Genomic DNA, 23,566 nt, shown 5'->3' with positions numbered 1-23,566 from the left:
GCATGAAGATCAAGAAGGGCGACCTGGTTCAGGTCATCACCGGTAAGGACCGCGGCAAGCAGGGCAAGGTCATCGTTGCCTACCCCACGCAGAACCGTGTCCTCGTCGAGGGTGTCAACCGGGTCAAGAAGCACACCAAGGCCGGCCAGACCGCTCGTGGTTCGCAGACCGGTGGCATCGTGACGACCGAAGCCCCTGTCCACGTCAGCAACGTTCAGCTGGTGGTGGAGAAGGACGGCAAGAAGGTCGTCACCCGCGTCGGCTACCGCTTTGACGACGAGGGCAACAAGATCCGCGTTGCCAAGCGGACCGGTGAGGACATCTGATGACTGCCACCACTGCGCCGCGTCTCAAGACGCGCTACCGCGAGGAAATCGCCGGCAAGCTGCGTGAGGAGTTCTCGTACGAGAACGTCATGCAGATCCCCGGTCTCGTCAAGATCGTGGTCAACATGGGTGTGGGCGACGCCGCCCGCGACTCCAAGCTGATCGACGGTGCCATCAAGGACCTCACCACGATCACCGGTCAGAAGCCGGCCGTCACCAAGGCCCGCAAGTCGATCGCGCAGTTCAAGCTGCGCGAGGGGCAGCCGATCGGCTGCCACGTCACCCTCCGCGGTGACCGGATGTGGGAGTTCCTGGACCGTACGCTGTCGCTCGCGCTTCCGCGTATCCGCGACTTCCGCGGTCTGTCGCCGAAGCAGTTCGACGGCCGTGGCAACTACACCTTCGGTCTCACGGAGCAGGTCATGTTCCACGAGATCGACCAGGACAAGATCGACCGGGTCCGGGGCATGGACATCACCGTGGTCACCACGGCGACCAATGACGACGAGGGTCGTGCCCTCCTTCGTCACCTCGGCTTCCCGTTCAAGGAGAACTGACCGTGGCGAAGAAGTCCCTGATCGCTAAGGCCGCCCGCAAGCCGAAGTTCGGCGTCCGCGGGTACACCCGCTGCCAGCGCTGCGGCCGGCCCCACTCCGTCTACCGCAAGTTCGGCCTGTGCCGTGTGTGCCTTCGTGAGATGGCCCACCGCGGCGAGCTGCCGGGCGTGACCAAGAGCTCCTGGTAATTCCCTTTCCGGGAATTATCGGAGGCTCTCGGTAAGCATCTGGTCGGCAGAAGCCCTCCTCCGTATGCCGTAGGCTTGCGGGGTTGGGCCTCTGCCGCCCGACCGCCCGCGGGCGAAGCCCGCTGACAAAACGCTTACTACGCCGTAGGTCCCCGCACCGCACCCGTCCCGCCACTGAGTGGGGAGAGGGATGGCGCATACAGGAAACCCCGGCGAGAGAGGCCGAAGGCCAATTCATGACCATGACTGATCCCATCGCAGACATGCTCACGCGTCTGCGTAACGCAAACTCGGCGTACCACGACTCCGTCGTGATGCCGCACAGCAAGATCAAGTCGCACATCGCGGAGATCCTCCAGCAGGAGGGCTTCATCACCGGCTGGAAGACCGAGGACGCCGAGGTTGGCAAGAACCTCGTTCTCGAGCTGAAGTTCGGCCCGAACCGCGAGCGCTCGATCGCAGGCATCAAGCGGATCTCGAAGCCGGGTCTGCGTGTGTACGCGAAGTCCACCAATCTGCCGAAGGTTCTCGGCGGCCTGGGCGTGGCGATCATCTCCACGTCCCACGGTCTCCTGACCGGCCAGCAGGCCAGCAAGAAGGGCGTAGGTGGGGAAGTCCTCGCCTACGTCTGGTAGTCGGGAACGGAGGAAAAGCCAATGTCGCGAATCGGCAAGCTCCCCATTCAGGTTCCCGCCGGTGTGGACGTCACCATCGATGGCCGTACGGTCGCGGTGAAGGGCCCCAAGGGGTCCCTCTCGCACACCGTCGCGTCGCCGATCGAGGTCACCAAGGGCGAGGACGGCGTGCTCAACGTCGTCCGTCCTAACGACGAGCGTCAGAACAAGGCCCTTCACGGCCTGTCCCGCACGCTGGTGGCGAACATGATCACCGGCGTGACCACGGGATACACCAAGGCGCTCGAAATCAGCGGTGTCGGTTACCGCGTCCAGGCGAAGGGCTCCAACCTGGAGTTCGCCCTGGGCTACAGCCACCCGATCGTCGTTGAGGCCCCCGAGGGCATCACCTTCAAGGTCGAGTCGCCCACGAAGCTCAGCGTCGAGGGCATCGACAAGCAGAAGGTCGGCGAGGTCGCCGCTAACATCCGCAAGCTGCGGAAGCCCGACCCGTACAAGGCCAAGGGCGTCAAGTACGCCGGCGAGGTTATCCGCCGCAAGGTCGGAAAGGCGGGTAAGTAAGCCATGGCATACGGTGTAAAGATCGCCAAGGGTGACGCGTACAAGCGCGCTGCCATCAAGCGCCGCCACGTCCGTGTCCGCAAGCACGTCTCCGGCACGCCGGAGCGTCCGCGCCTGGTCGTGACGCGCTCCAACCGCAACATCGTTGCGCAGGTCATCGACGACATCGCGGGCCACACGCTCGCTTCGGCGTCGACCCTGGACACCTCGATCCGCGGTGGCGAGGGCGACAAGAGCGCCCAGGCACAGCAGGTCGGCGCGCTCGTCGCCGAGCGCGCGAAGGCCGCGGGTGTCGAGACTGTCGTGTTCGACCGTGGTGGCAACAGGTACGCCGGGCGCATTGCCGCTCTGGCTGACGCCGCCCGCGAAGCCGGGCTGAAGTTCTAAGCCCCGGTTCCGGGACTAACGGACGTAACAGAGAGAGGTAAATCCAATGGCTGGACCCCAGCGCCGCGGAAGCGGTGCCGGTGGCGGCGAGCGGCGGGACCGGAAGGGTCGCGACGGTGGCGCTGCCGCCGAGAAGACCGCTTACGTTGAGCGCGTAGTCGCGATCAACCGCGTTGCCAAGGTTGTCAAGGGTGGTCGTCGCTTCAGCTTCACCGCGCTCGTCGTGGTCGGAGACGGTGACGGCACCGTAGGTGTCGGATACGGCAAGGCCAAGGAAGTTCCCGCGGCCATCGCCAAGGGCGTCGAAGAGGCCAAGAAGAGCTTCTTCAAGGTCCCGCGTATCCAGGGCACCATCCCCCACCCGATCACGGGCGAGAAGGCTGCGGGCGTCGTCCTGCTCAAGCCTGCTTCCCCCGGTACCGGTGTTATCGCCGGTGGCCCGGTGCGCGCCGTTCTGGAGTGCGCCGGCGTCCACGACATCCTGTCGAAGTCGCTCGGCTCCGACAACGCGATCAACATCGTGCACGCGACCGTGGCGGCCCTCCAGGGCCTGCAGCGTCCCGAGGAGATCGCGGCTCGCCGTGGTCTGCCCCTCGAGGACGTCGCCCCCGCGGCTCTGCTCCGTGCGCGTGCGGGAGCGGGTGCGTAATGGCTCGCCTCAAGATCACGCAGACGAAGTCGTACATCGGCAGCAAGCAGAACCACCGCGACACCCTGCGTTCGCTCGGGCTCAAGCGCCTGCACGACGTGGTTGTCAAGGAGGACCGCCCCGAGTTCCGCGGAATGGCTAACACCGTCCGCCACCTCGTGACGGTTGAGGAGGTCGACTGACATGGCGGAGAACAACCCGCTGAAGGTCCACAACCTCCGGCCCGCCCCGGGCGCCAAGACCGCCAAGACCCGTGTGGGTCGTGGTGAGGCGTCCAAGGGTAAGACCGCAGGTCGTGGTACCAAGGGCACCAAGGCCCGTTACCAGGTTCCGGAGCGCTTCGAGGGCGGGCAGATGCCCCTCCACATGCGCCTCCCGAAGCTGAAGGGCTTCAAGAACCCGTTCCGCACCGAGTTCCAGGTTGTCAACCTGGACAAGCTCGGCGAGCTCTACCCCGAGGGTGGAGAGGTCACGGTGGCCGGCCTGGTCGCCAAGGGCGCGGTACGTAAGAACAGCCTCGTCAAGGTCCTGGGCCAGGGCGAGATCTCCGTGGCGCTGACGGTTTCGGTTGACGCCGTCTCCGGCTCCGCCAAGGAGAAGATTGCCGCCGCGGGCGGCACCGTCACCGAGCTCGTCTGAGACGACTCGATGATCTGAACACCCAACCGGGGATGCCTTTTTGAAAGGGCATCCCCGGTTGGTCGTTCCAAGGGGGGCAGGGTCGCCGGTATGGTGGCGCTGCACTTGTCTGTACTCAGCGTGGTGTATCGGTGCGCCTGTTGACCGATACGCATACCGTCCATCGTCGAATTCTCAAGACCGTCACCTCTACGCAGACGCGCGGGGGTCGCAGGAGGCACCGTGCTCACCGCGTTCGCCCGAGCGTTCAAGACGCCCGACCTGCGCAAGAAGCTGCTGTTCACACTCGCCATCATCGTGATCTACCGGCTCGGAACGCACATTCCGATCCCCGGGGTCAGCTACACGAACGTCCAGCAGTGTCTGGACCAGACGAAGACCAACCAGGGCCTCTTCGGTCTGGTCAACATGTTCAGTGGTGGCGCACTGTTGCAGATCACCATCTTCGCGCTCGGCATCATGCCGTACATCACGGCGAGCATCATCCTGCAGTTGCTGACCGTGGTGATCCCGCGGCTGGAAGCCCTGAAGAAGGAGGGGCAGTCCGGTCAGGCGAAGGTCACGCAGTACACGCGTTATCTGACCGTGGCGCTCGCGATCCTCCAGGGCACCGGTCTGGTGGCGACCGCCCGGACCGGCGCGCTCTTCGGCAGCTGCCCCGTGGCCAACCAGATCGTCCCCGACCAGTCGATCTTCACCACCGTGACCATGGTCGTCTGCATGACCGCGGGCACCTGCATGGTCATGTGGCTCGGCGAGCTCGTCACCGACCGCGGTATCGGCAACGGGATGTCGATCCTGATGTTCGTCTCGATCGCGGCCGGTTTCCCCGGCGCGCTGTGGGCCGTCAAGCAGCAGGGCAAGCTGGCCGGCGGCTGGATCGAGTTCGGCGCGGTGATCCTGGTGGGTCTGGCCATGGTCGGCCTCGTCGTCTTCGTGGAGCAGGCCCAGCGCCGCATCCCCGTTCAGTACGCGAAGCGCATGATCGGCCGTAAGTCCTACGGGGGTACGTCCACTTACATCCCGCTCAAGGTGAACCAGGCCGGTGTGATCCCGGTCATCTTCGCTTCTTCGCTGCTCTACATCCCGGGCCTCATCGTGCAGTTCAGCGGTTCGACCGCCGGCTGGGCGACCTGGGTCAAGGACAACCTGGTCAAGGGCGACCACCCTGCTTACATCATCACGTACTTCCTGTTGATCGTGTTCTTCGCCTTCTTCTATGTGGCGATCTCGTTCAACCCCGAGGAAGTCGCCGACAACATGAAGAAGTATGGTGGCTTCATCCCGGGCATCCGGGCTGGCCGACCGACCGCTGAGTATCTGAGTTACGTACTCAACCGGATCACCTGGCCGGGGTCGCTGTATCTGGGTGTGATCGCTCTCGTCCCAACGATGGCGTTGGTGGGCTTCGGTGCGAACCAGAACTTCCCGTTCGGCGGGACGAGCATCCTCATCATCGTGGGTGTGGGTCTGGAGACCGTGAAGCAGATCGAGAGCCAGCTCCAGCAGCGTAATTACGAAGGGTTCCTCCGCTGATGCGTATCGTCCTCGTCGGACCGCCCGGGGCGGGCAAGGGCACGCAGGCCGCGTACCTTGCCAAGGACCTGGCGATCCCGCACATTTCCACGGGCGACCTCTTCCGTGCCAATATCAGTCAGGGCACGGAGCTGGGCAAGCAGGCCAAGGCGCTGATGGACGCCGGCGAGCTGGTCCCCGACGAGGTCACCATCGGGATGGCGCAGGACCGGATGTCCCAGCCCGACGCCGAGGGCGGTTTCCTCCTCGACGGTTTCCCCCGCAACGTCACCCAGGCCAAGGCACTCGACGAGTGGCTGAGCGCCCAGGGGCTGAAGCTGGACGCGGTGCTGGACCTCGAGGTCCCCGAGGACGAGGTCGTGAAGCGGATCGCCGGCCGGCGTATCTGCCGCAACGACTCAAGCCATGTGTTCCACGTCGAGTACAGCAGGCCGAAGCACGAGGGTGTCTGCGACATCTGCGGCGGCGAGCTCTACCAGCGCGGCGACGACACCGAGGCGACGGTGCGCACCCGGCTGGAGGTCTACCACACGCAGACCGAGCCGATCATCGACCACTACAAGGCCCAGGGCCTGGTGTCGACGATCTCCGCGCTCGGCAAGGTCACCGAGGTGACCGCGAGGGCGATGGAGGCCCTGCAGACCGACAAGGTCTGACAGGCAGCACGTGTACGCACGGCCGCGGTGTCCCCAGGACGCCGCGGCCGTACTGTTGAGCAGATAGATCCCGGTTCGATGCGGAAGGCAATTTCGATGGTGGAGATCAAGACTCCCGAGCAGATCGCGAAGATGCGTGAGGCGGGGCTGGTCGTCGCCGCGATCCACGCCGCGACCCGTGAGGCCGCGGTACCCGGGGCCACCACGAACGACCTGGACCAGGTGGCCCGCAAGGTGCTCGCCGACCACAACGCGAAGCCGAACTTCCTCGGCTACGGCGGTTTCCCCGCCACTATCTGCACGTCCGTGAACGAGGTCGTGGTCCACGGCATCCCGGACGAGAAGACCGTCCTCAAGGACGGGGACATCATCTCGATCGACTGCGGCGCGATTATCGACGGCTGGCACGGCGACGCCGCCTACACCGCGTTCGTCGGCACCGGGCACGCCCCCGAGCTGGTCGAGCTCTCCCGGGTGACCGAGGAGTCGATGTGGGCCGGGATCGCCGCGATGAAGAAGGGCGCCAGGCTCGCCGAGGTGTCGAAGGCGATCGAGGGCTACATCCGCCGCCAGCCCCGCCCGTCCTCCGGCAAGTACGGGATCATCGAGGACTACGGCGGCCACGGCATCGGTTCCGAGATGCACATGGACCCGCATCTGCTGAACTACGTCGACAAGCGCCGCCTCATCGGCCGGCACAACCCGAAGCTGGTCCCCGGTTTCTGCCTGGCGATCGAGCCGATGGTCTCGCTCGGTACGCCCCGCACCCAGGTGCTGGAGGACGACTGGACGGTCATCACGACCGACGGGTCCTGGTCCTCGCACTGGGAGCACTCGGTCGCGGTGACCGACGAGGGGCTGATCGTGCTGACGGCGCCGGACGGCGGCAAGGCGAAGCTGGCGGAGCTCGGTGTGACGACGGCCCCCGACCCGCTCGGCTGACCACGTGGCCGAGTGCGGGGCGAGGGTGGCCGTTGTGCGGCCGGGTGGCTTAAGGATCTTGACAGCAGGGCAGTCTTCCCGGATTCGTCTTTATGGATGCCCTGACGTAGACTGACTCGTCGGCTCGCGTATACCCGTATGTCTTCATGCATGCCATGTCGACATCCGTGCTGTACGGGGCCGATCAAGGTAGCCGATTCGAAGGGCGAAGCGTGGCCAAGAAGCAAGGTGCCATCGAAATCGAGGGCACCGTGATCGAGTCCCTCCCGAACGCAATGTTCAAGGTGGAACTTCAGAACGGTCACAAGGTCCTAGCGCACATCAGCGGCAAGATGCGGATGCACTACATCCGTATCCTCCCGGATGACAGGGTCGTCGTGGAGCTGTCTCCGTACGACCTGACGCGTGGTCGGATCGTCTACCGCTACAAGTAGATCTTGCCCGCACCCCGCTTCACGGCGCGGTGGTGGCACCGACCCGGAGAACCTGACATCCCATGAAGGTCAAGCCGAGCGTCAAGAAGATCTGCGACAAGTGCAAGGTGATCCGCCGTCACGGTCGGGTCATGGTCATCTGCGACAACCTGCGCCACAAGCAGCGCCAGGGCTGACGCACGACCTGCACCTCGCAGTTCTTCGCGCGACGCACGTAAATACGTACATACGCAGGGCCCGCCCAGCTGACACAGCGGGCGACACCTCCGGCGGGGGCCGGGGACCCGGAATAGTGCCTACGCAACGTAGGCACTTTCGTCTGGGAGAGGCTCTGCGGAAGACCCCCGATATCAACAGGAGCCATTGAATGGCACGCGTTTCAGGTGTTGACATCCCGCGCGAAAAGCGCGTGGAGGTTGCCCTCACCTACGTCTTCGGCATCGGGCGCACCCGGTCCAAGGAGGCCCTGGCCGCCACCGGTGTTGACCCCAACACCCGCGTTCGTGATCTGGCCGAAGAGGACCTGGTCAAGATCCGCGAGTACGTGGACGCCAACCTCCGCACCGAGGGTGACCTCCGCCGCGAGATCCAGGCCGACATCCGCCGCAAGGTCGAGATCGGCTGCTACCAGGGTCTGCGTCACCGTCGTGGGCTTCCGGTCCACGGCCAGCGCACCAGCACGAACGCTCGTACCCGCAAGGGCCCGCGTCGCGCGATCGCCGGTAAGAAGAAGCCGGGCAAGAAGTAGTCCTCAGCTAGGGACGCTGTTCAGCGGTCTTCGCTGTAGGACCGATCACCTCCACTCCACCGGGAGTAAGACATGCCTCCTAAGGGCCGTCAGGGTGCTACCAAGAAGGTGCGCCGCAAGGAAAAGAAGAACGTCGCTCACGGGCATGCCCACATCAAGAGCACGTTCAACAACACGATCGTCTCGATCACGGACCCCTCGGGCAACGTGATCTCCTGGGCCTCCGCCGGCCACGTCGGCTTCAAGGGCTCGCGCAAGTCCACCCCCTTCGCCGCGCAGATGGCCGCCGAGTCGGCCGCCCGTCGCGCGCAGGAGCACGGCATGCGCAAGGTCGACGTCTTCGTGAAGGGTCCCGGCTCCGGCCGCGAGACCGCGATCCGCTCCCTCCAGGCCACCGGCCTCGAGGTCGGTTCGATCCAGGACGTCACCCCCACCCCGCACAACGGCTGCCGCCCCCCGAAGCGGCGTCGCGTCTGACGCTCAGGCGTCGGACTGTTCCACAGGGTTAGGCGGGCGGTACGGCCTCTTTTCGGCGTACCGCCCGTACCCTTGTAGGACTCGTACTCTTGTAGTACGTGTGCGGCAGGCGCGCGTCTCATGTGCCTGCGCAGCACCAAGCAGGACCGCATCACAGCAGGACCGCGTCACAGCAGAACATTGGGGGCGTCAAATAGTGGGCGCCCACGACTGAAGGATCACCGCATGCTTATCGCTCAGCGTCCGTCGCTGACCGAAGAGGTCGTCGACGAGTACCGCTCGCGGTTCGTGATCGAGCCGCTGGAGCCTGGTTTCGGATACACCCTCGGCAACTCGCTCCGCCGTACGCTCCTCTCCTCGATCCCCGGCGCCGCTGTCACCAGCATCCGCGTCGACGGTGTCCTGCACGAGTTCACCACCGTGCCGGGCGTCAAGGAGGACGTGACCGACCTCATCCTCAACATCAAGCAGCTGGTCGTCTCCTCGGAGCACGACGAGCCGGTCGTGATGTACCTGCGCAAGCAGGGCCCCGGCCTGGTCACCGCTGCTGACATCGCCCCGCCGGCCGGTGTCGAGGTGCACAACCCCGACCTGGTCCTCGCCACGCTGAACGGCAAGGGCAAGCTGGAGATGGAGCTGACCGTCGAGCGCGGTCGCGGCTACGTCTCCGCCGTGCAGAACAAGCAGCTGGGCCAGGAGATCGGCCGTATCCCGGTCGACTCCATCTACTCCCCGGTGCTGAAGGTCACGTACAAGGTCGAGGCGACCCGTGTCGAGCAGCGCACCGACTTCGACAAGCTGATCGTCGACGTCGAGACCAAGCAGGCCATGCGTCCCCGTGACGCCATGGCGTCGGCCGGTAAGACCCTGGTCGAGCTGTTCGGTCTGGCCCGCGAGCTCAACATCGACGCCGAGGGCATCGACATGGGCCCGTCGCCGACGGACGCCGCGCTCGCCGCCGATCTGGCCCTGCCGATCGAGGAGCTCGAGCTCACCGTCCGCTCGTACAACTGCCTCAAGCGCGAGGGCATCCACTCCGTGGGTGAGCTCGTGGCGCGATCAGAGGCCGACCTGCTCGACATCCGCAACTTCGGTGCGAAGTCGATCGACGAGGTCAAGGCGAAGCTGGCCGGTATGGGCCTCGCGCTGAAGGACTCGCCTCCCGGCTTCGACCCGACCGCCGCCGCCGACGCCTTCGGCGCCGACGACGACGCGGACGCCGGTTTCGTGGAGACCGAGCAGTACTGATACGCCTCCGGCCGGGCCCCGGGATCTCCCGGGGCCCGGCCGTGGACTTCCGGCGGGCAGCAGCCCGGCGGTTACTGACACCGGTACCTGATACGGCCGGTGCAGATCACAAGGAGAAACACCATGCCGAAGCCTGCCAAGGGTGCCCGTCTGGGCGGCAGCGCCGCGCACGAGCGTCTGCTTCTCGCGAACCTCGCGAAGTCGCTGTTCGAGCACGGCCGCATCACCACGACCGAGGCCAAGGCTCGCCGCCTGCGTCCGGTCGCGGAGCGTTTCATCACCAAGGCGAAGAAGGGCGACATCCACAACCGTCGCCTCGTGCTGAAGTCGATCACGGACAAGGGCGTCGTCCACACGCTCTTCACCGAGATCGCCCCCCGGTACGAGAACCGCCCCGGTGGCTACACCCGCATCACCAAGATCGGCAACCGTCGTGGCGACAACGCCCCGATGGCGGTCATCGAGCTGGTCGAGGCGCTGACCGTGGCCCAGCAGGCCACCGGTGAGGCCGAGGCCGCGACCAAGCGTGCCGCCAAGGACGCTGCCCCGAAGACCGAGGCCCCGGCCGAGGTCGTCGAGGACGCCAAGCCGGTCGAGGCGGAGTCCAAGGACGCCTGACCCTTCCGAGGGCGGCATTCTGAAGACGCAGGACAGCCGAACGGGCTCGTATCTCCCTCCGGGGCGGTGCGGGCCCGTTCTGCTTGTGGCGGGTGCGGACCTTGTGGCAGGTGCGGACGGTGTGCGGTGGGGCGCGTGAGGCTGAGAGGATGCGCTGGTGAGTGATGAGGTGGAGCCCGGTTCGGTACGGGTGCGGCTGGACCTTGCGTACGACGGCAGGGACTTCTCCGGCTGGGCGAAGCAGAACGAACGTCGCACGGTGCAGGGCGAGTTGGAGTCGGCCATCCGTACGGTGACCCGCTCGGCCACGACGTACGACCTGACGGTCGCCGGCCGCACCGACGCCGGGGTGCACGCCCGCGGCCAGGTCGCGCAGGTCGACCTCCCCCGTGAGGTGTGGGAGGAGCACCGGGAGATGCTGCTGCGGCGGCTGTCCGGGCGGCTTCCCCAGGACGTACGGGTGTGGCGGGTGGCGGAGGCGCCGCCGGGCTTCAACGCCCGGTTCTCGGCGATCTGGCGCCGGTACGCCTACCGCGTGAGCGACCGGCCCGGCGGGGTCGATCCGCTGCTGCGCGGGCACGTCCTCTGGCACGACCGGGAGCTGGACCTCGCGGCGATGAACGCCGCTTCGCAGGCCCTCATCGGGGAGCACGACTTCGCCGCGTACTGCAAGAAGCGCGAGGGCGCGACCACCATCCGCACCCTCCAGCAGCTGCTCTGGGAGCGCGGCACCGACGGGGTCGTCACCGGGACCGTGCGGGCCGACGCCTTCTGCCACAACATGGTCCGCTCACTGGTGGGCGCGCTGCTCTCCGTCGGCGACGGGCACCGGCCGGTGGAGTGGCCGGGGAAGGTGCTCACCGTCGCGGTGCGCGACTCCTCGGTGCGCGTGGTGCGGCCACATGGGCTGACGCTGGAGGAAGTGGGCTACCCCGCCGACGAGTTGCTCGCGGCCAGGAGCCGTGAGGCACGTAATATGCGGACCCTGCCGGGGGCCGGCTGCTGCTGAGGCCGAGGTCTGCTGAGACCGGGGCCGGCGTTGCGCGGGCCTGTGGCCCGCAGGGAAGCGCACATCGCCGACGTACGGAGATCCCATGCCCCAGCCCTCCGCGACCGGGCAGCTCCCCCAGGAGTGGGGCGCGCTGCCGCTGACCGTGGTGATGCCGACGTACAACGAGGCCGCCAGTCTGCCGCGCACCGCCGAGGCCGTGCTGGCCCTGCCGCTGCCCGGTCTCCAGCTGAAGGTGGTGGACGACGCCAGCCCCGACGGCACCGGCCGGCTGGCGGACGAGCTGGCAGCCCAGTACAACGCGGCCCAGCACAACACAGCGCGGCACAACGCAGCAGGCGCCGCCGGGGCGCGGCCGCGGATGACCGTGCTGCACCGCACGGAGAAGGACGGCCTGGGGCGCGCCTACGCCGCCGGGATGCTGGCCGCGCTCGACGAGGGCGCCGATTACGTCGTACAGATGGATGCCGACGGCAGCCACCCCGCTCACGTAGTGCCGCAGCTGCTGGGGACCGCGCTGGCGACCGACGCGGGCTTCGTCGTCGGCAGCCGGTACGTCGACGGCGGCTCGCTCGACGAGGACTGGGGCCTGCACCGGAAGCTGCTGTCGAGCTTCGCCAACCAGTACGCGCGCACCATCCTGGACACCCGGATCCGCGACATCACCGCGGGGTTCAACCTGTGGCGCGCGCAGACGCTGCGCGCGGTGGACCTGAGGACGCTGGGCAGCGCCGGATACGGCTTCCAGGTGGAGCTGAAGTTCCTGGCGGTACGCCGCGGCCACAACGGTGTCGAGATCCCGATCCGCTTCGAGGAGCGCGCCGAAGGGGTGTCGAAGATGGACCTGGCGACGCAGATCGAGTCCGCGCTGCTGCCCCTGCGGCTGCGGCTGCGCCACCGGGGCGGCAAAGTCGGCAGCGGCCGCTGAGCCGAGCGGCCTCAGCCCGCCGGGGCGGTGGCCGCCGCCGACGCCTGTGCCTGGCCGCGCGCCACGATCTGGCGGAAGGTGAACTCCGCCACGTCGTCGCCCGCCGTGAAGACGCCGGCGTCGGACTGCGTCACGTTCTTGCCACTGGTGAAACCGCCGACCGTGAAGTAGGCGTACCGGCCATAGGCGTTGGCGGTCCTGCGGCAGACCGAGCCGTTGCGGCAGAAGGTGGGGACACCCGCGCCGTTGAGCGAGGCGATGCCCCCGGCCGACTGCTTCATCGCCTTCTGCGCCTGCGCCTCGGTGTCGAAGACGGCGACACCGATGGTGACCGCGACGCCTCCCTTGCTGAACGTCGCCCGGATGACCTGCCCGCAGCCGTTGTTGACCAGCACGGACCCGAGCGCGCCCTGGGTGACCGACGAGCAGGCCGTGGTGCGGTGGGTGGCCGCCTTCTGGTACGTGTGGTCGCCCACCGCGATCGTCGCGCCGGGGAAGAGGGTGGCGGCGCTGAGCGGGGCCTTGTCCTTCTTCGAGCTGGAGATGAAGTCCTTGGGGTTGGGCGGCGGAGGCGGGGCCTTCGGCGTGAAGGACGGCAGGGCCTCGCCGCTCTTGCTCGGCAGCGCCTCGGGGGAGGGGAGGTCCTTGCCGGACGTGTCGGATCCGTTGCCCGCCGCCACGACCACGGCCGCGACGAGGGCACCCACCACGGCGGTCGCCAGTACCCCGCCGCCGATCAGCAGCAGCTTCCTGCGTTTGCCGCGCGCGGCGCTCTCGTCGGCCAGCGCCGCCCAGTCGGGTGTCCCGCCGGTCCCGCCGGGCGCCTGACCGCCCGGAGCCTGCCACCGGCCGTCCCGGCCGCTCGCGTTGTTCCGCTGTGAATCCCCCGGCCCCCAGGAGGGCCCCCCTTGCCCGAAGCTCATGGCGCGCATACTAATCGCGCTTTGTGGGGCCGGAGCCCCAGGGGCACCGGAATCCGGTTGCCTCGTCGGGGTGGGCGTGGGCGACAATCCGGTGCATGGGACATCTTGAAGCGGGCCATCTTGAGTACTACTTGCCGGACGGGCGGGTGCTGCTCGGTGATGCCTCGTTCCGGGTGGGCGACGGCGCGGTCGTGGCCCTGGTGGGTGCCAACGGCGCCGGCAAGACCACCCTGCTGCGGCTGATCGCGGGGGAGATCCAGCCGCACGGCGGGACGGTCTCGGTGAGCGGCGGCCTCGGCGTGATGCGGCAGTTCGTCGGCTCGGTCCGCGACGGCCGTACGGTCCGGGACCTGCTCGTCTCGGTTGCGCAGCCGCGGATCCGGGAAGCGGCGCAGGCCGTGGACGCCGCCGAGCACCTGATCATGACAGTCGACGACGAGGCCGCGCAGATGACGTACGCGCAGGCGCTGAGCGACTGGGCCGAGGTGCAGGGGTACGAGGCCGAGACCGTCTGGGACATGTGCACCATGGCGGCGCTCGGCGTCCCCTACGACAAGGCGCAGTTCCGCGAGGTGCGGACGCTCTCCGGCGGCGAGCAGAAGCGGCTGGTCCTTGAGGCGCTGCTGCGGGGGCCCGACGAGGTGCTGCTGCTCGACGAGCCGGACAACTACCTGGACGTGCCGGGCAAGCGCTGGCTGGAGGAGCGGCTGAAGGAGACCCGTAAGACGGTGCTCTTCGTCTCCCACGACCGGGAGCTGCTGTCGAGGGCCGCCGAGAAGATCGTGAGTGTGGAGCCCGGTCCGGCCGGCTCGGACGTCTGGGTGCACGGCGGCGGTTTCGACACATACCACGCGGCCCGCAAGGAGCGATTCGCGAGGTTCGAGGAGCTCAAGCGGCGCTGGGACGAGGAGCACGCCCGGCTGAAGGCGCTGGTGCTGCGGCTGCGGAACCAGGCGGCGAGCAGCCCCGACATGGCATCGCGCTACCGGGCCATGCAGACCCGCTTCCAGAAGTTCGAGGAGGCGGGGCCGCCGCCGGAGCCGCCGCGCGAGCAGGAGATCAGCATGCGGCTGCGCGGAGGCCGCACCGGCGTACGGGCTGTGACCTGCGAGAACCTTGAGCTGACCGGCCTGATGAAGCCCTTCTCGCTGGAGATCTTCTACGGCGAGCGGGTCGCGGTGCTCGGCTCCAACGGGTCGGGCAAGTCCCACTTCCTGCGGCTGCTCGCCGGCGGCGCCGTCGCCCACACCGGTCAGTGGAAGACGGGCGCCCGGGTGGTGCCCGGCCACTTCGCCCAGACCCACGCCCATCCGGAGCTGCTGGGCCGCACGCTCGTCGACATCCTGTGGTCGGAGCACGCGAAGGACCGGGGGGCGGCCATGGGCGTGCTGCGCCGGTACGAGATGGAGCGCCAGGGCGACCAGCTCTTCGACCGGCTCTCCGGCGGCCAGCAGGCGCGCTTCCAGATTCTGCTCCTGGAGCTGGCCGGCACCACGGCGCTTCTGCTGGACGAACCGACGGACAACCTGGACCTGGAGTCGGCCGAGGCACTTCAGGAGGGGCTTGAGGCGTACGAGGGGACGGTCGTCGCTGTCACCCACGACCGCTGGTTCGCGAAGTCCTTCGACCGGTATCTGGTCTTCGGCTCGGACGGCGTCGTACGGGAGACGGCCGAGCCGGTGTGGGACGAGCGGCGCGTGGAGCGGGTGCGGTAGGCGAGGCGGATGGTGCGGTGGGTGTGACGGGGGCGGCGGCCGGGGCAGCCGGTCCGGTGGCAGTACCCTCGTCACCCTCGTCCGGACCCGTGATCCCGGGCCCGGGCCGGCTGTTTTGACCCAGCCGGGGCGGCGCGGGTAGTCTCAGGGATTGTTATACGTATTGGCTTCGTCGTTCTCACGCGAAGGGCCCTTACGTAGGTTCCCTGGAGCAGTTACCAGTGGCTCGCATACGGGCAGCGTCCCCGGCATTGTGAGCCCCAGCTGCAGATCGCTTCAGGGGTGCCGTGTGTCTGGACCCCATCCACTGAAGAAGCGAAGGCTACGAAGTGCGTACGTACAGCCCCAAGCCCGGCGATGTCACTCGCCAGTGGCACATCATCGACGCGCAGGACATCGTCCTGGGCCGTCTGGCGACTACCGCCGCCACCCTCCTGCGGGGCAAGCACAAGGCGATCTACGCCCCGCACATGGACATGGGCGACTTCGTCATCATCATCAACGCCGAGAAGGTTCACCTCTCCGGCAACAAGAAGACCCAGAAGATGGCGTACCGCCACTCCGGTTACCCGGGTGGTCTGCGTTCCGTCCGCTATGACGAGCTGCTCGAGAAGAGCCCCGAGAAGGCCATCGAGAAGGCCATCAAGGGCATGATCCCGAAGAACACCCTGGGCCGTCAGGTGCTCTCGAAGCTGAAGATCTACGCGGGAGACCAGCACCCGCACGCTGCCCAGCAGCCTGTCCCGTTCGAGATCACCCAGGTCGCGCAGTAGTTCCGGCCACCCCCTAAGACGTAAAGAAAGATCTGAGGAGAATCGTGGCCGAGACCACTGCAGAGACGCCCACCGACGACGTGGCGGGCACCGAGGGCGAAGAGACCTTCGCCGAGGTGACCACCTTCGAGTCCGAGGTTCCCGTCGAGGGCGAGTACACCAGCGAGTCGCTCGCGGGCCGCTTCGGCGACCCGCAGCCGGCGGCCGGCCTGGGCCGTCGCAAGAACGCCATTGCCCGCGTCCGGATCGTTCCGGGCACCGGCAAGTGGAAGATCAACGGTCGCACCCTTGAGGACTACTTCCCCAACAAGGTGCACCAGCAGGAAGTCAACGAGCCCTTCAAGGTGCTCGAGCTCGACAACCGCTACGACGTCATCGCCCGCATCTCGGGTGGCGGCGTGTCCGGTCAGGCCGGCGCCCTGCGCCTCGGCGTGGCCCGATCGCTGAACGAGGCGGACGTGGACAACAACCGCGCCACGCTGAAGAAGGCCGGCTTCCTCTCCCGCGACGACCGTGCGGTCGAGCGCAAGAAGGCCGGTCTCAAGAAGGCCCGTAAGGCCCCGCAGTACAGCAAGCGCTAAACACGGCTTGCAGGGCTGCATGCACGACCCTGTTTGTACGTTCGCCCCGGCGGCACCTTCTGTGCTGCCGGGGCGTTCGTTTATCAGGTCCTCCGGCGTATAACGGCACAAGACGTTCACGGCGCTCAGAGACCTGGGTATTGGGTATTCGGAATTTCTCGGAGCATCTTTCGGAGGACAGCAGTGGGACGACTCTTCGGCACGGACGGTGTGCGCGGTGTCGCCAACGTGGACCTGACGGCGGAGCTGGCGCTCGGTCTCTCGGTCGCGGCGGCGCACGTACTCGCGGAAGCGGGCACATTCGAGGGCCATCGGCCGAAAGCGGTGGTCGGACGCGATCCGCGTGCCTCCGGAGAGTTCCTGGAGGCCGCAGTCGTCGCGGGCCTCGCGAGCGCGGGCGTGGACGTCCTGCGCGTCGGTGTGCTGCCCACCCCGGCGGTGGCGTATCTCACCGGTGCGCTGGGCGCCGACTTCGGCGTGATGCTCTCCGCCAGCCACAACGCCATGCCGGACAACGGCATCAAGTTCTTCGCGCGTGGCGGCCACAAACTCGCCGACGAGCTGGAGGACCGCGTCGAGACGGTCTACGACCAGCACCGCACCGGCGAGCCGTGGGAGCGCCCGACGGGCGGGGGCGTGGGCCGGGTCCGTACGTACGACCAGGGCTTCGACCAGTACGTCGCCCATCTCATCGGCGTCCTGCCCAACCGGCTCGACGGCCTCAAGGTCGTCCTCGACGAGGCACACGGCGCGGCGTCCCGCGTCTCGCCCGAGGCTTTCACCCGGGCCGGGGCCGAGGTCGTCACTCTGGGCGCCGAGCCCGACGGGCTGAACATCAACGACGGCTGCGGCTCGACCCATCTGGCGCTGCTCAAGGCCGCCGTGGTCGAACACGGCGCCGACTTCGGCATCGCGCACGACGGCGACGCCGACCGCTGCCTCGCCGTGGACGCGTCCGGCGAGGAGGTCGACGGTGACCAGATCCTCGCCGTCCTGGCCCTCGCCATGCGCGAGGCGGGCACGCTGCGGGGGAACACCGTGGTGGGCACCGTGATGTCCAACCTCGGGTTCAAGATGGCCATGGAGCGCGAGGGCATCGAGCTGGTCCAGACGGCGGTCGGCGACCGCTATGTCCTGGAGTCGATGAAGGAGCACGGCTACGCGCTGGGCGGCGAGCAGTCCGGCCACGTCATCGTGCTCGACCACGCGACGACCGGCGACGGCACCCTCACCGGACTGATGCTGGCCGCCCGGGTCGCGGCCACCGGCCGGACGCTGGCCGAGCTGGCGGGTGTGATGATGCGGCTGCCGCAGGTCCTGGTCAATGTGCCGGACGTGGACAGGTCGCGGGTCGCCACATCGGCCGAGCTGAGGGCGGCGGTGACCGAGGCCGAGCGCGAACTGGGCTCGACCGGCCGGGTACTGCTGCGTCCCTCCGGTACGGAACCGCTGGTGCGGGTCATGGTCGAGGCCGCGGACATCGAGCAGGCGAAGACGGTGGCGGCACGGCTGGCCGACGTGGTGAAGTCCGCGCTGGGGTAGGGCCGCCTCTCTTCCTCTCGCTCAGGGCCGGTGGGCTTCACCCGAGAGCTTTCTCGCAGGTCCGAGCGGGAGTCGGAGGGCCAGAGCGGTGGCGGTCCGGGTGAGGGGCGTGGGCATGATCCCGGCGACGCTGGTGCGGCCGGCGAGGTAGGCGTCGAGAAGGCGCCATGCCGGAGGCAGTCGGGTCAACGCTGTGCGAGGGACCGGGGAGACCCTGACGTCTGAGGAAGGGAAGTCCTCCTTGTAGGCCCGCAGGGCGACCGGGTTTCCACGGGCGGCCACCACTCCCGCGGTGCAGACGTCGCCCTTGGGGAAGACCCAGCCGAAGGAGCCCGGCCGGGCCCCCATTCCATCAGGGCCCGGCCTCTCCACCGGTCGGCCGTCCTTTCGCCGACCGGCATTTCGACCTCCAGGGCGAGGTCGACCTGTGCGCACCGCTCTCCTACGTACCGGGAGACTCTGCCGGCGCTGCCGTCAGCGCCGACGACGGCCCGGGCGCGGAGAGTGCCGCCGCGGTTGGCTCGCACGGTGACGGTCGCGCCCTGTTGTTCGAGGGTGGTCAGCGTGGTGCTGTCCCGGACCTCCGCGCCCGCCGCGGCGGCGGCCTCGGTCAGCGCCGCGTCGAGTTCGCTGCGATAGACCATGGCGCACGTCGGGGAGCGGGAGTCGAGGGTGCGTCAACCGCTTGAGTGGGTTTTCGGTGGGGTTTTGGTGGGTTTTTAAGGTCGCACCGGTCGCAGGGTGGTGAAGTCATCGCGGGCGTGCCCCGGTGTCGGCCGGCCGAGTCTCAGCCGCGGCCGCCAGGCCCGGCATTTCAGTGCGCGCGCCGGCGTCGTACCGACAGCAGGGCCTTCTGCACCAGCAGGGTCAGCGTGCCCGCGAGCACGATCCCGCCGAGGTTCGCGAGAAGCTGGCCGCCTGAACCCCAAGTCTGGCCGTACTCACCGTAGTTGAACGCCACCGCCGCATTGGCCGCAGCCGGTACGGTCGTCACCGAGATGGCCACACCGATCAGCGCCCCGGACTTCGCCGAGGTGAGCGAGAGCGTCCCCGCGATGCCGGCCAGGAACGCCACCACGAAGGACATCCAGTCCGGCTGCCAGATGAACGCCGTGTTGGGCCGGGCCGCTCCGATCATGTGCATGGTGAAGAGCCCGAACGCGTTCATCATCCAGGCGAACCCGGCCGTCAGTACCATCGCGGCGGCGAACCCCCCGATCAGCGCCCACAGCGACCGCGCCACCAGACGCGGAGCCCGCTGCACGAGCGCCGTCGAGATCCCCGCCAGCGGTCCGAAATCGGGCCCCACCGCCATCGCGCCCACGATCAGGATCGCGTTGTCGAGCATCACACCGCAGGCGGCCAGCATCGTCGCGACGGCCATGAACGCCACATAGGTGGCGCTGAACGTGGACTCCTCGTCGGTCGCCTGTGTCAGCTCCTCCCACAGCACCGCGTCCGAGCCCTCACCGGGCGCGTCGGCCTCGGCCTTGTCGGCGTACGCGGAGAGCGTCAGATCCGTGTTCTCGACAGCGATCGAACCGGTCCGGTCGATGCCGAGCCCGCGCAGCGCGGCGATCAGGTCGTCGCCGGCCTCGCGCGCCACATCGCACAGCACCACATCTCCCTGCGGATCGCGGGCCGCGCCCGGCATCACCACGAGGTGCGTGGTGCCCACGGTGCGGCCTATGAGGTCCAGAACCTCGTCCGTACGGTCGGCGGGCACGATCAGGCGCAGATGCAGCACGCGGGCACTCCAGGAAGGTCAGAGTTTGCGCAGCGAGAGACGCTGGACCTTGTGGTCCGGGCCCTTGCGCACGACGAGGGTGGCGCGGCTGCGCGTCGGTGCCACATTCTCCACCAGGTTCGGTTCGTTGATGGTCCGCCACATGGTGCGCGCGTACTCCAGCGCCTCGTCCTCGGAGACCTGGGTGTACTTCCTGAAATACGAGGACGGGTCCTGGAAGGCCGTCGCGCGCAGCTTCCTGAACCTGTTGAGGTACCAGCTCTCGATGTCATCGGCGCGCGCGTCCACGTACACGGAGAAGTCGAAGTAATCGGCGAGACCGATCCGGGTACGGCCGTCGCTGCCGGGAAGGGCGGGCTGCAGCACGTTCAGCCCCTCCACGATGAGGATGTCCGGGCGGCGTACGGTCAGCCGCTCGCCGGGCACGATGTCGTAGATCAGGTGCGAGTAGACCGGGGCGGTGACCTCGTCCCTGCCGGACTTCACGTCCGCGACGAACCGGGTGAGGGCACGACGGTCGTACGACTCGGGGAACCCCTTGCGGCCCATGAGCCCGCGCCGCTTCAACTCCTCCATCGGGTACAGGAACCCGTCGGTGGTGACCAGTTCGACGCGCGGGTGCTCCGGCCAGCGGGCGAGCAGCGCCTGGAGGAGGCGGGCGACGGTGGACTTGCCGACGGCGACGCTCCCGGCGACCCCTATGACGAAGGGGGTGCCGTGCTGGGTGCCGTGGCCGTTGCCCGCGTCGCCCAGGAAGGTGTTGAGGGCCCCGCGCAGCCCGTCCGACGCCTGGACGTAGAGGTTGAGCAGCCGGGACAGCGGGAGGTAGATGTCCCGTACCTCGTCGAGGTCTATGACGTCCCCGAGCCCGCGGAGCCGCTCGACCTCATCGGCGGTGAGCGGCAGCGGCGTCTTCTCCCGCAGCGCGCTCCACTCGGTACGGGTGAGGTCGACGTAGGGAGTCGCCTCCGGCCTGGGCCGGTGGGCGCTCCGCGGCGGCGGGGAGACCGGAGAGATCACCTGTTCATTGTGGCGGCTGTGCGACGGGGGTGGCGGGTGGGGTGTGTCACTCGGGGCCGGCTGGGTGGCCGGGGCGGGCTGGGTCACCCGGGGCCGGGTGCTGCGGTCATCCGGGGCCGCGGTGTCCCGGACGGCCGACCGCAGCAGGCTCTCCGGGCGGCTCCGCCGTAGGCTGCCGGGATGTGCGGAATCGTGGGGTACGTCGGCGGGCAGTCGGCGCTGGATGTTGTCATCGCGGGTCTCAAGAGGCTGGAGTACCGGGGCTACGACTCGGCCGGCGTGGCGGTGCTCGCCGACGGCGGGCTGGCGGCCGCGAAGAAGGCCGGGAAGCTCGCCAATCTGGAAAAGGAACTGGTCGACAGGCCTTTGCCGGCCGGAGCGACGGGGGTCGGGCACACCCGTTGGGCCACACACGGGGCGCCCAACGACGAGAATGCCCACCCGCATCTGGACAATGCGGGCCGAGTGGCCGTCGTCCACAACGGGATCATCGAGAACTTCGCCGCCCTGCGTGACGAACTGGCCGGACGCGGGCACGACTTGGCGTCCGAGACCGACACGGAGGTCACGGCGCATCTGCTGGCCGAGGCGTACTCCTCGTGCGGCGACCTGGCCGAGGCGATGCGGCAGGTGTGCCGCAGGCTGGACGGGGCGTTCACGCTGGTCGCGGTGCACGCCGACGAACCGGATGTGGTGGTCGGCGCGCGGCGGAACTCACCGCTGGTGGTGGGCGTTGGAGAGGGAGAGGCCTTCCTCGCGTCGGACGTGGCCGCGTTCATCGCCCATACGCGGTCCGCGATCGAGCTGGGGCAGGACCAGGTGGTGGAGCTCCGCCGGGACGGCGTGCTCGTCACCGGCTTTGACGGGACACCGGCCGACGTCCGTTCGTACCACGTCGACTGGGACGCTTCGGCGGCGGAAAAGGGGGGTTATGACTACTTCATGCTCAAGGAGATCGCCGAGCAGCCGAAGGCTGTCGCCGACACTCTGCTGGGGCGTATCGATACCGGCGGACTGCTGACGCTCGACGAGGTACGGATTCCCGCCGCCGTGCTGCGCGAGGTCAACAAGGTCGTCATCGTCGCCTGCGGGACCGCTTTCCACGCGGGGATGATCGCCAAGTACGCCATCGAGCACTGGACCCGGATTCCCTGCGAGACCGAGCTCGCCAGTGAGTTCCGCTACCGGGATCCGATCCTCGACCAGCAGACACTGGTGATCGCCATCTCACAGTCCGGCGAGACCATGGACACCCTGATGGCGCTGCGTCACGCCCGCGAGCAGGGCGCGAAGGTGCTGGCCATCTGCAACACCAACGGTTCGACCATTCCACGGGAGTCGGACGCAGTGCTCTATACGCACGCCGGACCCGAGGTGGCCGTCGCGTCGACCAAGGCCTTTCTGACGCAGCTGGTGGCCTGCTATCTCGTCGCGCTCTATCTGGGGCAGGTGCGCGGGACGAAGTGGGCGGACGAGATCCGGGTTGTCATCCGGGAGCTGTCCGAGATCTCCTGCCAGGTCGAGCGAGTGCTGGAAACCATGGAGCCGGTACGGGAGTTGGCGCGGTCGCTGGCCGGCAAGGACACCGTGCTGTTCCTCGGCAGGCATGTCGGGTATCCGGTCGCGCTGGAAGGTGCGCTCAAGTTGAAGGAACTCGCCTATATGCACGCGGAGGGATTCGCGGCCGGCGAGCTCAAGCACGGTCCCATCGCGCTGATCGAGGAGGATCTGCCGGTGGTCGTCGTCGTGCCCTCACCCCGCGGGCGGTCGGTGCTGCACGGGAAGATGGTGTCGAACATCCAGGAGATCCGGGCACGCGGAGCGCGGACCATCGTCATCGCGGAGGAGGGGGACGAGGCAGTCGTGCCGTACGCCGACCACCTGATCCGCATCCCGGCGACGCCCACCCTGCTGCAGCCCCTGGTCGCGGCCGTCCCGCTCCAGGTCTTCGCCTGCGAACTGGCGACCGCGCGGGGCAACGAGGTCGACCAGCCGCGCAACCTCGCGAAGTCGGTGACTGTGGAGTGATGGTAGGTGGCGGATTGATGGTGGGAGCGATTGAGCGGGTGATAGTGGGCGGTGAAGTGATGGTGCGCGGTGAAGTGATGGTGCGCGGTGAAGCGATGGTGCGCGGTGAAGTGATTGTGGGAGTCGGGGACGGTCAGGGCCGGCCGCACGGCCGCAGTCTCACAGAGCGGGAGCTGGCCGGGTGATTGTCGGAGTGGGGATCGACGTCGCGGAGATCGAACGGTTCGCCGCGGCGCTGGACCGGACCCCCGAGATGGCCGAACGGCTCTTCCTCCCGGACGAGTTGCGGCTTCCGGGCGGTGAGCGGCGGGGCATCGCGTCGCTGGCCGCCCGGTTCGCGGCCAAGGAGGCGCTGGCCAAGGCGCTCGGCGCGCCCGCTGGGCTGCGCTGGACGGACGCCGAGGTGTTCGTGGAGGACGGTGGCAGGCCCCGGCTGCGGGTGACCGGCACGGTAGCGGCGCGCGCCGCCGAACTGGGCGTGCAGTCGTGGCATGTCTCACTCAGCCATGACGCGGGGGTGGCCTCGGCCGTCGTGATCGCTGAGGGGTGAGGGCAGAAGCGGCCAGGGCAGAGCGGCTCAGGGCAGAGCGGCTCACGGGAGAGCGGCTCAGGACGGAACGGCTCAAGGGAGAAGCTGCCGCGAGAGAACCTGCTGGGGCGCAGCGGGCGGCCGGGTGAGGTCGGCGTGGCGTGGGTCGC

The 23,566-nt window shown here is 68.1% G+C and carries 31 protein-coding genes and 1 pseudogene; 27 read left to right on the top strand and 5 right to left on the bottom strand.

The genetic code is table 11. The features are described 5' to 3' along the window. Positions 1-2 precede the first annotated feature (2 nt). From rplX to OG452_RS13320, 20 genes are all read left to right on the top strand, one after another. Entirely contained in the window at positions 3-326 is a 324-nt protein-coding gene (gene rplX / locus OG452_RS13415) for a 50S ribosomal protein L24 (RefSeq protein WP_164264450.1), read from the top strand. Next, positions 326-883 carry a 50S ribosomal protein L5 gene (gene rplE, locus OG452_RS13410; RefSeq protein ID WP_164264451.1) on the top strand — a complete coding sequence of 186 codons (558 nt, stop codon included), beginning with the start codon at positions 326-328 and terminating at the stop codon, positions 881-883. Before rplX ends, rplE begins: the two co-directional genes overlap by 1 nt. A gap of 2 nt (positions 884-885) precedes the next feature. Beyond that, complete coding sequence (locus tag OG452_RS13405; protein WP_024491590.1) at positions 886-1,071, top strand: type Z 30S ribosomal protein S14; 186 nt, start codon at positions 886-888, stop codon at positions 1,069-1,071. A gap of 236 nt (positions 1,072-1,307) precedes the next feature. Then, positions 1,308-1,706: a 30S ribosomal protein S8 gene (gene rpsH / locus OG452_RS13400; protein WP_164264452.1), complete on the top strand. Its 399-nt coding sequence runs from the start codon at positions 1,308-1,310 to the stop codon at positions 1,704-1,706. 21 nt (positions 1,707-1,727) lie between these two features. Further along, on the top strand, positions 1,728-2,267 hold the full coding sequence (gene rplF / locus OG452_RS13395) for a 50S ribosomal protein L6 (protein WP_164264453.1): 540 nt from the start codon (positions 1,728-1,730) through the stop codon (positions 2,265-2,267). A gap of 3 nt (positions 2,268-2,270) precedes the next feature. Next, positions 2,271-2,654, top strand: coding sequence for a 50S ribosomal protein L18 (gene rplR / locus OG452_RS13390; RefSeq protein ID WP_327295855.1), 384 nt, complete (start codon positions 2,271-2,273; stop codon positions 2,652-2,654). A gap of 46 nt (positions 2,655-2,700) precedes the next feature. Next, positions 2,701-3,303 carry a 30S ribosomal protein S5 gene (gene rpsE / locus OG452_RS13385; protein WP_164264455.1) on the top strand — a complete coding sequence of 201 codons (603 nt, stop codon included), beginning with the start codon at positions 2,701-2,703 and terminating at the stop codon, positions 3,301-3,303. Then, the gene (rpmD, locus tag OG452_RS13380; RefSeq protein ID WP_024491595.1) at positions 3,303-3,485 is read left to right on the top strand and encodes a 50S ribosomal protein L30; all 183 of its coding nucleotides are present in this window, start codon (positions 3,303-3,305) and stop codon (positions 3,483-3,485) included. The genes rpsE and rpmD overlap by 1 nt, the downstream gene beginning before the upstream one ends. Before the next feature lies 1 nt (position 3,486). Continuing rightward, positions 3,487-3,942 (top strand): 50S ribosomal protein L15, encoded by a 456-nt coding sequence (gene rplO / locus OG452_RS13375; RefSeq protein WP_266854252.1) that lies wholly within the window; start codon positions 3,487-3,489, stop codon positions 3,940-3,942. A gap of 222 nt (positions 3,943-4,164) precedes the next feature. Further along, positions 4,165-5,478, top strand: coding sequence for a preprotein translocase subunit SecY (gene secY, locus OG452_RS13370; RefSeq protein WP_327295854.1), 1,314 nt, complete (start codon positions 4,165-4,167; stop codon positions 5,476-5,478). Beyond that, entirely contained in the window at positions 5,478-6,134 is a 657-nt protein-coding gene (locus OG452_RS13365) for an adenylate kinase (protein ID WP_327295853.1), read from the top strand. Before secY ends, OG452_RS13365 begins: the two co-directional genes overlap by 1 nt. Before the next feature lie 96 nt (positions 6,135-6,230). Next, on the top strand, positions 6,231-7,076 hold the full coding sequence (gene map, locus OG452_RS13360; RefSeq protein WP_327299614.1) for a type I methionyl aminopeptidase: 846 nt from the start codon (positions 6,231-6,233) through the stop codon (positions 7,074-7,076). Positions 7,077-7,288: 212 nt separating this feature from the next. After that, entirely contained in the window at positions 7,289-7,510 is a 222-nt protein-coding gene (gene infA, locus OG452_RS13355) for a translation initiation factor IF-1 (RefSeq protein ID WP_003956442.1), read from the top strand. A 62-nt stretch (positions 7,511-7,572) separates the two neighbouring features. Further along, on the top strand, positions 7,573-7,686 hold the full coding sequence (gene rpmJ, locus OG452_RS13350) for a 50S ribosomal protein L36 (RefSeq protein ID WP_003956441.1): 114 nt from the start codon (positions 7,573-7,575) through the stop codon (positions 7,684-7,686). Positions 7,687-7,877: 191 nt separating this feature from the next. Next, entirely contained in the window at positions 7,878-8,258 is a 381-nt protein-coding gene (rpsM, locus tag OG452_RS13345) for a 30S ribosomal protein S13 (protein ID WP_164264459.1), read from the top strand. A gap of 72 nt (positions 8,259-8,330) precedes the next feature. Beyond that, positions 8,331-8,735: a 30S ribosomal protein S11 gene (gene rpsK, locus OG452_RS13340; RefSeq protein ID WP_125496499.1), complete on the top strand. Its 405-nt coding sequence runs from the start codon at positions 8,331-8,333 to the stop codon at positions 8,733-8,735. Between the two features lie 225 nt (positions 8,736-8,960). Next, positions 8,961-9,983: a DNA-directed RNA polymerase subunit alpha gene (locus tag OG452_RS13335; RefSeq protein ID WP_164264460.1), complete on the top strand. Its 1,023-nt coding sequence runs from the start codon at positions 8,961-8,963 to the stop codon at positions 9,981-9,983. Between the two features lie 123 nt (positions 9,984-10,106). Further along, on the top strand, positions 10,107-10,601 hold the full coding sequence (gene rplQ / locus OG452_RS13330) for a 50S ribosomal protein L17 (protein ID WP_327295852.1): 495 nt from the start codon (positions 10,107-10,109) through the stop codon (positions 10,599-10,601). A gap of 157 nt (positions 10,602-10,758) precedes the next feature. Continuing rightward, complete coding sequence (gene truA / locus OG452_RS13325) at positions 10,759-11,610, top strand: tRNA pseudouridine(38-40) synthase TruA (protein WP_327295851.1); 852 nt, start codon at positions 10,759-10,761, stop codon at positions 11,608-11,610. A gap of 85 nt (positions 11,611-11,695) precedes the next feature. Then, complete coding sequence (locus OG452_RS13320) at positions 11,696-12,538, top strand: polyprenol monophosphomannose synthase (protein WP_327295850.1); 843 nt, start codon at positions 11,696-11,698, stop codon at positions 12,536-12,538. A gap of 11 nt (positions 12,539-12,549) precedes the next feature. On the opposite strand, the gene OG452_RS13315 is transcribed toward OG452_RS13320, so the two are convergent. Then, a complete protein-coding gene (locus OG452_RS13315; protein WP_327295849.1) occupies positions 12,550-13,461 on the bottom strand; it encodes a hypothetical protein in 912 nt (303 codons plus the stop codon). A 95-nt stretch (positions 13,462-13,556) separates the two neighbouring features. Here OG452_RS13315 and OG452_RS13310 point away from each other — a divergent pair, with 95 nt between their 5' ends. The 4 genes from OG452_RS13310 to glmM all read left to right on the top strand — a co-directional run bounded on the left by OG452_RS13310 (position 13,557) and on the right by glmM (position 18,072). Further along, positions 13,557-15,176 (top strand): ABC-F family ATP-binding cassette domain-containing protein, encoded by a 1,620-nt coding sequence (locus tag OG452_RS13310; RefSeq protein WP_327295848.1) that lies wholly within the window; start codon positions 13,557-13,559, stop codon positions 15,174-15,176. 329 nt (positions 15,177-15,505) lie between these two features. Continuing rightward, positions 15,506-15,949, top strand: coding sequence for a 50S ribosomal protein L13 (rplM, locus tag OG452_RS13305; protein WP_250299329.1), 444 nt, complete (start codon positions 15,506-15,508; stop codon positions 15,947-15,949). A gap of 44 nt (positions 15,950-15,993) precedes the next feature. After that, the gene (rpsI, locus tag OG452_RS13300; protein WP_371535952.1) at positions 15,994-16,530 is read left to right on the top strand and encodes a 30S ribosomal protein S9; all 537 of its coding nucleotides are present in this window, start codon (positions 15,994-15,996) and stop codon (positions 16,528-16,530) included. A gap of 183 nt (positions 16,531-16,713) precedes the next feature. Continuing rightward, positions 16,714-18,072: a phosphoglucosamine mutase gene (gene glmM / locus OG452_RS13295; RefSeq protein WP_327295847.1), complete on the top strand. Its 1,359-nt coding sequence runs from the start codon at positions 16,714-16,716 to the stop codon at positions 18,070-18,072. 21 nt (positions 18,073-18,093) lie between these two features. On the opposite strand, the gene OG452_RS13290 is transcribed toward glmM, so the two are convergent. The 4 genes and pseudogenes from OG452_RS13290 to coaA all read right to left on the bottom strand — a co-directional run bounded on the left by OG452_RS13290 (position 18,094) and on the right by coaA (position 20,839). Further along, a complete protein-coding gene (locus tag OG452_RS13290; RefSeq protein WP_327295846.1) occupies positions 18,094-18,420 on the bottom strand; it encodes a hypothetical protein in 327 nt (108 codons plus the stop codon). A gap of 89 nt (positions 18,421-18,509) precedes the next feature. After that, positions 18,510-18,725: pseudogene (locus OG452_RS35420) on the bottom strand (NAD(P)/FAD-dependent oxidoreductase); the annotation flags it as partial. A 161-nt stretch (positions 18,726-18,886) separates the two neighbouring features. Then, positions 18,887-19,819, bottom strand: a complete 933-nt coding sequence (locus tag OG452_RS13285) for a DUF389 domain-containing protein (protein ID WP_327295845.1) — start codon at positions 19,817-19,819, stop codon at positions 18,887-18,889. Between the two features lie 18 nt (positions 19,820-19,837). Beyond that, complete coding sequence (coaA, locus tag OG452_RS13280; protein WP_327295844.1) at positions 19,838-20,839, bottom strand: type I pantothenate kinase; 1,002 nt, start codon at positions 20,837-20,839, stop codon at positions 19,838-19,840. 180 nt (positions 20,840-21,019) lie between these two features. Here coaA and glmS point away from each other — a divergent pair, with 180 nt between their 5' ends. Genes glmS through OG452_RS13265 form a run of 3 tightly spaced genes read left to right on the top strand, consistent with a single transcriptional unit; the run spans position 21,020 to position 23,417 of the window. Then, positions 21,020-22,867 carry a glutamine--fructose-6-phosphate transaminase (isomerizing) gene (glmS, locus tag OG452_RS13275; protein WP_327295843.1) on the top strand — a complete coding sequence of 616 codons (1,848 nt, stop codon included), beginning with the start codon at positions 21,020-21,022 and terminating at the stop codon, positions 22,865-22,867. Positions 22,868-22,884: 17 nt separating this feature from the next. Continuing rightward, positions 22,885-23,052, top strand: a complete 168-nt coding sequence (locus OG452_RS13270; protein WP_327295842.1) for a hypothetical protein — start codon at positions 22,885-22,887, stop codon at positions 23,050-23,052. Beyond that, positions 23,049-23,417, top strand: a complete 369-nt coding sequence (locus OG452_RS13265) for a holo-ACP synthase (RefSeq protein ID WP_327295841.1) — start codon at positions 23,049-23,051, stop codon at positions 23,415-23,417. The genes OG452_RS13270 and OG452_RS13265 overlap by 4 nt, the downstream gene beginning before the upstream one ends. Positions 23,418-23,566 lie beyond the last annotated feature (149 nt).

Origin of the sequence: Streptomyces sp. NBC_01197, from assembly GCF_036010505.1 — a bacterium.
In the GTDB taxonomy this organism is placed as follows: domain Bacteria; phylum Actinomycetota; class Actinomycetes; order Streptomycetales; family Streptomycetaceae; genus Streptomyces.
Note: the sequence above shows the minus strand (reverse complement) of the source record. Positions and strands in the feature narration are given on the sequence as shown.